Source organism: Halohasta sp. A2 (genome assembly GCF_056175805.1).
Window position 1 is genome coordinate 1 of sequence record NZ_JAQFWV010000106.1, and the last position, 7,588, is coordinate 7,588.

At 51.3% G+C, this 7,588-nt stretch carries 6 protein-coding genes and 3 pseudogenes; 5 read left to right on the forward strand and 4 right to left on the reverse strand.

Annotated elements, in window-relative coordinates; all coding sequences use genetic code 11:
• The first annotated feature begins 154 nt into the window (after positions 1 to 154).
• The 4 genes and pseudogenes from O2S87_RS17385 to O2S87_RS17400 all read left to right on the forward strand — a co-directional run bounded on the left by O2S87_RS17385 (position 155) and on the right by O2S87_RS17400 (position 5,052).
• The gene (locus O2S87_RS17385; protein WP_475410015.1) at positions 155 to 1,072 is read left to right on the forward strand and encodes a DMT family transporter; all 918 of its coding nucleotides are present in this window, start codon (positions 155 to 157) and stop codon (positions 1,070 to 1,072) included.
• Between the two features lie 361 nt (positions 1,073 to 1,433).
• Positions 1,434 to 1,703: a hypothetical protein gene (locus tag O2S87_RS17390; protein WP_475410016.1), complete on the forward strand. Its 270-nt coding sequence runs from the start codon at positions 1,434 to 1,436 to the stop codon at positions 1,701 to 1,703.
• A 140-nt stretch (positions 1,704 to 1,843) separates the two neighbouring features.
• Positions 1,844 to 4,142 (forward strand): annotated as a pseudogene (locus O2S87_RS17395) (phospholipase D-like domain-containing protein).
• Positions 4,143 to 4,257: 115 nt separating this feature from the next.
• Positions 4,258 to 5,052 carry a DUF429 domain-containing protein gene (locus tag O2S87_RS17400; RefSeq protein ID WP_475410017.1) on the forward strand — a complete coding sequence of 265 codons (795 nt, stop codon included), beginning with the start codon at positions 4,258 to 4,260 and terminating at the stop codon, positions 5,050 to 5,052.
• Positions 5,053 to 5,342: 290 nt separating this feature from the next.
• On the opposite strand, the gene O2S87_RS17405 is transcribed toward O2S87_RS17400, so the two are convergent.
• The 4 genes and pseudogenes from O2S87_RS17405 to O2S87_RS17420 form a co-directional block, all read right to left on the reverse strand.
• Entirely contained in the window at positions 5,343 to 5,786 is a 444-nt protein-coding gene (locus O2S87_RS17405; protein WP_475410018.1) for a hypothetical protein, read from the reverse strand.
• A gap of 6 nt (positions 5,787 to 5,792) precedes the next feature.
• Positions 5,793 to 6,272, reverse strand: a complete 480-nt coding sequence (locus O2S87_RS17410) for a DUF7342 family protein (protein ID WP_475410019.1) — start codon at positions 6,270 to 6,272, stop codon at positions 5,793 to 5,795.
• A gap of 340 nt (positions 6,273 to 6,612) precedes the next feature.
• Positions 6,613 to 6,915 (reverse strand): annotated as a pseudogene (locus O2S87_RS17415) (hypothetical protein); the annotation flags it as partial.
• A 220-nt stretch (positions 6,916 to 7,135) separates the two neighbouring features.
• Complete coding sequence (locus O2S87_RS17420; protein ID WP_475410020.1) at positions 7,136 to 7,285, reverse strand: hypothetical protein; 150 nt, start codon at positions 7,283 to 7,285, stop codon at positions 7,136 to 7,138.
• A 55-nt stretch (positions 7,286 to 7,340) separates the two neighbouring features.
• Between O2S87_RS17420 and O2S87_RS17425 the strand changes: the two are divergent.
• A pseudogene (locus O2S87_RS17425) lies at positions 7,341 to 7,466 on the forward strand (IS1595 family transposase); the annotation flags it as partial.
• Positions 7,467 to 7,588 lie beyond the last annotated feature (122 nt).

The window sequence follows — 7,588 nt, forward strand, 5'->3', positions numbered from 1 at the left end:
ACGATCGCCAGATAGCTGAGTTTGCCTCTCTTTTTGTCAACGCTGCTGGATCGGTTGAGCAAATTATACTGCGGTGTCTTCGACCGATATCGATGACTGAGAGTGTGAGAATTCTTAGACAGGCTCTTATAATATTTAAATAAAATTGAAAACTATGGTTCTCGACGTATCTACCTCGCTCCTCGGAGTTCTGTTGGCGGTGCTGGGATCTATCGGATTCGCAGGGCAGTTCCTCTGTATTCGGCTCGGAACGGACACTGGGAATGTATCCGATGCGGTTCTCGTCGTCTTGCTGACCAACGTTGTCCTAATTTTCCCGACCATCTTTATCTTCCACGCGCCACCCTACATGGACCTGTTTACACCGCTTTCAGTCGCGTCGTTCGCAGCAGCCGGTATCGCTGGCATGGTCGTCGCTCGGGTGCTAATGTTCACGAGTATCAAACGTCTGGGCGCAAATATCACCTCGCCCGTTGTCGCGTCAAATGCGCTATTTGCGACGATATTTGCCGTCGTGTTCCTCGGAGAGCGACCGACGATTGGCCAGTATCTCGGCATTGTACTGATCGTCGTCGGGATTGCTGTCGTCTCGTGGGAGACTGCGGCTGTAACGAGAACAGAGCAATCGATGCGACAAACCGGAGCCACACTGCTCCTTCCGGTCGGTGCGGCGGTCTCTATCGGTATTGAGCCGATCTTCGTGTCGACCGGGCTCGCCGAAGGGACGCCGGTCCTGCCGGGGCTGTTCATAATGGCGGGTTCCGCAACCATCTGTTATGTGCTGTATCTCGGCTGGACCGGGGTACTGGCTCCGGTCACGATACGCAGTTCCGCCACGGGGTGGTATGTTGCTGCAGGAGTCTCGACCACGATCGGGTTCGCGGCGTACTTCGCGGCCCTCGAAATCGGCTCTGTTGCGCTCGTTATGCCGCTCTTGCAGCTAACCCCGTTGATCGTGGTAGGAGTCTCCGCGCTGTTTCTCCCACAACGGCTGGAACGTGTGACGTGGCGTGTCGTCGCATCCGCTATCGTTGTCGTGATCGGGGCCACCGTTGTCTCGGTCGTAGGGTAAGTCGACAGCAGCCACGAGAACTATACGATTCACACCCGATCCGGCCCTGCGGTGATCTACACAACGCTGCGAGAGGCCGACGACTACCTCCAGCGTAATTACGAGTAGGTCCAGTCCAAGTGGGACGAACTGCTCGTGGACAACCTCACAGTGATCGTCGACCGTAACGTAGGCTCACTTCAATAACGTATCCACGATAACGATAACACAATGCCACTTGAAGTCACCCTTTGTCGGTACCGGTTATGGGTCCTACTGATGTTCATTTTATTTGTTCAGTAGTCTTGTTCATTACACACCGATCATCTGAGTGCATATAAACTCAGCAGAGAGTGATGGGCGGGAGTACTTCATCACCGAAGTGAAAAACAGTACACGGACGGATACGATTCGTCAGGGGATCAAAGAGACCTTGGAGTACTTGGCGTTCTTGCGTGTCGATGATGAATTCGTGTTTAATGAGTCGGATGGATCGTATTTCAGGAACGGCTCGAATGGGTTGCTTGTCGTCCAGGATTTGCAAGACGAGACGGTAGATTTAGCTGGGCAGTCTGAGAGTGCGATCAAGATTTTGCAGGCCTCTGAACTGGAGGATAAGTTGCAGCAATTGTTGGGCCATATTGTATCTTGATCCAGTATCTTGGCGAAATGGGCACGGAGGTATGTATGTATTTAAATTCTATATTCTAAAAAATATGAGACACTGAGTAGAACTGTCAATTCTACTGTCAAGTGCTACGGTTTTATTCATAGCAAATTCTTATTTTCTTCATGGATGAACTGACGGCGAACATCTCGTTTGATAAATTCGTGGATATGCCGGAGTTCTACGGCTCAGGTGCGGCTGGGTATCGCTTGGCGATGGTGAAAGAGCGAGGCGATTTTCTCGATCTATTTGAAGGCGCTCACCACGTCGACGCGGTGACGTATGCTGAGACACCCGAGTTGATGGTACAGATGTTGACAGACTACAATATCGGGTCGCTGGACGTGCTGATAGGGAATGCCGACGACTACGCCGGACAGGTCAACAACGTCTCAACCGCAAAGTCGCTAGTAGAGCTTCGACAGGATGGCCGTCTCACGGTTCGACTGAAGAATCGAAAGACGGTCCACTCGAAAATCTACCGCATTGTGATGCCCGACGAGACGGTAAAACTCGTCCAGGGGTCGGCAAACCTTTCTCGAAACTCTTGGGAGTACCATACAAATCAGATCTCTGTATTCACAACAGAGGTTGGCACAGAGTTAGACCAAGAATTTGAGAAATTCATCGACCAATATCGGGATTCATACAGCGACCAGACGCTCTTAGAAGGGCTCGTCGAAGCGATCGAAGAGGCGGATTCTCCAGAAGAGCGAGAGAATCGCATCGAGTATTGGGTTGGTGCTGGTGATCTCGATGTGAGCGATACGGCTGCGCTGAATCAGGATGCCGTGGATGATTTGAAAGAAGTTGCCGAGCAAGTTACGGCCGTCGTAGATGATCCCGAAGAGGCCGACAGGACGGTTGCTTTCGTCGAAGAACCCGAGAAAGCCGACCGATCGATCATTGAGCCCGGGAACGAGCCAACAGACGAAGAGAACGACAACGAAGCAGATGATACTGAATTAGACGCTAACGAGGAGGCTCCGGACGTGGGGCTAGTTGAGTCGGCCCACGAGACAAACCTCACCGAAACCTTGGATCGACCACGTGTTCGAGCACCTGACGAGAAGATCCGAATGGGAACGAGCAAGGTCGACAAAGACACGGCCGACGAATTTGGGACCAGCCTTCGTAGCCGTGGTGCCACTGTCGAGGATCACAGTATCACTGCGCCCATGAGCGCATACAATAATCAAGTCAAGGAGTCGACGGCTATTCCAACGATGTCGGTCCTCCCGGAGGCTCAGCAGCTCGTGATCGGTGAAGACGACGAAATGATCTTGGTGGCAACCGATGAGCCGACTCCAGAAATTCTGGATCACTGTCTTGGGACTATTGAAGCCTATATCGAGACGGTCCGCAATCACGGTCACACACAATCTGAGACGGCAGTGATGGCACAAATGTACGAGGCGTTTCTGTATGGCTTCTGGGCTCCGTTTGCCAACCAGTATGCGGAGGCACTCTCCTCGCCGTCACGGACGCTGGACAACGTCCTGCAGCATCTCTACATCGAAGGGAAGAGCGACGCCGGGAAAGACAAACTCACCGAGTACATTCTCCGGCTGGTTTCGGACAACACTGTCATTTCGGGGGTAGATGCAGATGATATTGGTGTGGCTGAGATTCGTGGGATCCGGGAATGGGATACTTCATTCCCATACGCTATCATCGACGCGGAGAAACGCAAGATCCAGAACTGGAGTCCGATCCGGAACTACTGGGGTGACTGGACGCCAACTAACGTCGATCAGCCCTGTCTTATATTCACGACGAACGACGCCCTCCCCAAATCGGAGTTCCGGAACCGGATGAAGATTCTAAGTATGGACGTTTCGTTCCCATCCAACCCGGAGGATCCAGGATTTCATGACGCCCAAGAGGATCTTAGTGAGGTGCTGGAACAGCAGAACCCGATCTTTAGTTACGTGGCTCGGCGGATGCTCACCAAGCAACCGTGGACTGAGGGGAACGGGACGATCGAAGATGTCCGTTGTATCTTCCGAGAGTTCTACGATGAAGCTGGTCGAGAGCAGCCGGAGTACTTCCCTGCAGACGAGCCAGCTGAAAAAAACGTACGACACGGGTCGACTGAAATGGCAGCGTGACATCCAAGGTGGTCGCGTGACGTTTGAATCCGAGCCTGGCGCGATTACCGCTAATTTCGACCGCGAGGATTACGAGGTGTATGATTACGAAAAACGCTTGTCCAAGCGGTTTATGTCCGATAAGTCTGGCAATAGTGTCTATATCGGTGCTCCAGAAGAGTTCGCCGAGTGGATTGGTTACTCTGTCGAGGAACTGCTGGACGGTGCTGCAGAGACTGGGAGTACCGCTCAGACAGAGGACGCGGATGAGGACGAAGATGGAGATGATGCTGAGGATTCTAAGGGATTGCTCTCGCGGTTGTTCGGCGGGTGATCTCTGGATAGGCAACAAAGATCTCAATGGCGTTCAGCAACTCAAACACATTCGGGGTTGAATTCAAAAAAATAATACTATAGCTTCAAGTCTATCTGACAACACATATCAGAATATGAGTACTGAATTTGTTGGCGTTGATTGGTCGTCTGGAGCGTGGGTGGCTGTCGCGTACAATGAGGATAGAGACCCTCCCGAGGCGTTTGTATCAAAAGACATTTTTGAGGTGTGGGAGGAGTACGGAGAGTCGGCAAATCGGATCGTAGTTGATGTCCCGATCGGGTTGTGTGGACCATCCGAATCGAATGATTGTGGGTGCGTGGTAGATAGTGATGGGAAGTTGTCGCGCGAGTGTGATGATCTCGGGCGAAGCGTGATTGGGCCGCAGTATCGGTCGGTGTTCACGGCACCGTGTCGTGAGGCTGCACGGCTTGCTGCTAATGGTGCCGAGCATGCAGAAGTGAGTGATATGAATCGATCAGTGACTGGGAAAGGGTTGACTAAGCAGGCTGCGAGTATCTGTGCAGGGATTGTCGACGTCGAAGAGTTGGTGTTAGATGTGGGAGATTCGACTTGTCTCGTAGAAGGGCATCCGGAGGTGTGTTTCCGTGCGTTCAAGGGTAAGGAATTAACGCACAGTAAGAAGTCGGCGTTGGGTGTTGATGAACGGTTGTCGGCGCTTGAAACGGTGCCTGAGTACGGTTCTGGTGATTGGCGAACGGTTGCACAACAACTTGATGGCATAGAGTTTGATATTGGTTTGGATGATGTATTGGATGCGTTTGCGCTAGCCCTGACTGCGTGTGCACCTGATGAAGAGTACCGTCAGTTGCCTATGGATCCTCCTGAGGATGCGAGAGGGCTTCCAATGCAAATGGTGTACCGAAGCGAGACACCGTTGATTGAGTAAGATTGTTGCTGGAGAGATTTTACGAACCTCTCTACACTGTATACGACGTTTGTGGTCCTGTTCCCGACGGACCGATGCTTCACTTGATTCAGGCGTCGCCAGTAGTGTTGTGTTTTAACCGGACGTTTACTGTGTGCTATTGCTTAAATCTGGGAATATGTACGGTTCACGTGATACTGATTCACTTTCAATGGTCAGTAGTCACGCGACACGGTATGTCACTTCATAGATGATGGTCCTGAGAACTTTAGACTGGTGTCGCCAGTCGCTCTGATCGAGGTTTACACGAGTTAGTCTTCGCTTGTGAGAGTCGGAATGTGATCCTCAAATAATGTATCAAGAGCAACCCAGAGAATCTCGGTCGGAATCGACTTGTTGAATTGAGCGTGGTTGTACTCACTTTCATTCATTTCAGAATGTTCGTACTGAAAATGGACGGATCCCAGATCGGGATGATCGTCGTCACGATGCCAGCCACAATTGAATCCCGTATTCGAATCCGCGTAATGAATGCGATAATACGGTTCGTCCTCAACAAATCGCCATTCAACATCAAGTGTCGGTGAGACAGGTCCAGTCGACGGTATGACGCGGCTTGGATCAATCTGGGCCCGAAGGAACCGCTTGACAATGCTATCTGGTTCATACGAAACGGTCGTGATAACCGGGTGCCGCTGCAGAACATCTTTCAGTCCTACGTAGACCGAGGTATCAATTGTTCCTGGAAGACCCATCAGTGGTTAGGCTAAGATAGAATCACGTTTGGTAGCCCAGTCGTACTCGGTGAGTGCTGCTTGGATGATTGGAATTCGGTCGGCGAGATGCTCCCACTCAGTAGCAACCTCACGACGGTCCTCGATCTCGGTTGGGCCCTCACAGTCGGCGATGCTTGCCCGCAGCTCGCCTGGCGTCGAAACATCGTATGATTTTTTCCACTCTGTGATTTTGGTGGTCATCGACTCAAGAGCAGAGGTGAGTTCTGCACGGTTGTGTTCACGCTGAAGTGTAGCGACTTCACGGTACGTTGCCATCAGTTGGTCGACACAGTACAGCGTTTGGTCGCCTTGGTGGGTCTTCAGAAGGACGTTGTCTTCAACAAGTTGATTGAGATATTTTTGTGCGGTTTTCACCGAGACGTCTGTCTCGTCAGCTATCCACGAGGCTGTACGGGGCGTCCGGATCGTACGTGCGGCAGCACGAATTCGTTCGCCACGTGTCATTGAGCCTTGAAAACCGTCAGTATCTCGATCAGGGCTGTCGGGCATATTTGTGGCTTCGGCCTACTATAACATATATACAGTGGGCTGGAAATAGTTTATCTAATTTAACCTCGTGGCTCGACGACTGACGAGCTGGTTGGGTGGCACTGTGAGTCAGTTCCGACCGTGTTGAGTCGGGATTCGATTATGTGGGGTGAGCTACCCTCAACAGTTGGGTTTTTTCGCCAAAAGGATGTTGCGCACGTATTATCCCGGAGCAAGCACTCAGAGTACCGGGGTGATGTGTCGAAAGTGTCACCGTTGAGAAAAATGTATCACGCGGCGTTCGACCGAGAGCTGTTCACGAACTTTCTAGCAGTGAATGTGCCCGCTGGACGTTGCTGTTTGCGTCCCAACTTCGGCCACTGCTCATTTCTTCAAGCAAGGTAAGTGCTTCCGCAGCTGCCAGCCGGTCTGGTCGGACAAACACCGAGAGCAGCGTCGGCGTAGTCACAAGCCGTGTGTTGGCGAGTGAGGCGTGAATCAACCCCAGGCTGTTGAATTCGTCACACAGAAACAGTTCAGCATCGATCTCGTTGGCGAGTGTCACTGCAGCGTTCTCACCATCGTCAAGCGGGAACTCGGTGTCGAGATTAACTGACTTGGCCTCCGAGTTCTGGGACAGGAATAGATGTCGACACGTGAGAAACAGGGTTTGAATCTTGGTCAAAGCTAATATTTTCAATAACAAACGCATCGGGATTCATATTAAATGGTTCTTGTTGGAGTATTGCGTTGCCTAACACGGTGAAGTCCTTACAGTCTCCTTCTCCTGTAGCAAGTGTAACGACAGGATGCGCTGTTTTGGAGACAAGCCCAACAGGCTAATTGACAGATGAATCATCAGCATAGTGTGAGAGATATTGGACAAAATCGGCAACAACGCGAACCTGTTCTGTTGGATGTGTTGCATCCATCGTTTCACACACCTCACCAAGATCAGATGCTACATCTTTTAGCAGATTGTGGTTCATAATCTCCGAATCCGAGATCATAGAATAGACACTGGGATATCCGCGACCCTCACCAACAAGTGCATCATCGGACCGAGTGTGCTGCCGTAATTGTTCGTTCAAGCCGGTCTATACCTACGGTACACCGTTTCACGAGAAACACCTCTCCGCAGGAGAGGTGCTTCTCGCGTTCATGCTCTATTGCTCCGTTTATCGCAAGACAGCTCCCGTATTGAATCACTTACATAACAAATTCTCCTGTCTGAGTCGCTGAACTGCCGAATTTCTAGATACAGACATTGCAGAAGCACCCAAACCAGACTA

Bases quoted from the DNA above. Each gene is read 5' to 3' on its own strand.
- O2S87_RS17400 (WP_475410017.1), top strand. From the start codon at position 4,258: ATGAGTACTGAATTTGTTGGCGTTGATTGGTCGTCTGGAGCGTGGGTG.
- O2S87_RS17420 (WP_475410020.1), bottom strand. From the start codon at position 7,285: ATGAACCACAATCTGCTAAAAGATGTAGCATCTGATCTTGGTGAGGTG.
- O2S87_RS17385 (WP_475410015.1), top strand. From the start codon at position 155: ATGGTTCTCGACGTATCTACCTCGCTCCTCGGAGTTCTGTTGGCGGTG.
- O2S87_RS17410 (WP_475410019.1), bottom strand. From the start codon at position 6,272: ATGACACGTGGCGAACGAATTCGTGCTGCCGCACGTACGATCCGGACG.
- O2S87_RS17405 (WP_475410018.1), bottom strand. From the start codon at position 5,786: ATGGGTCTTCCAGGAACAATTGATACCTCGGTCTACGTAGGACTGAAA.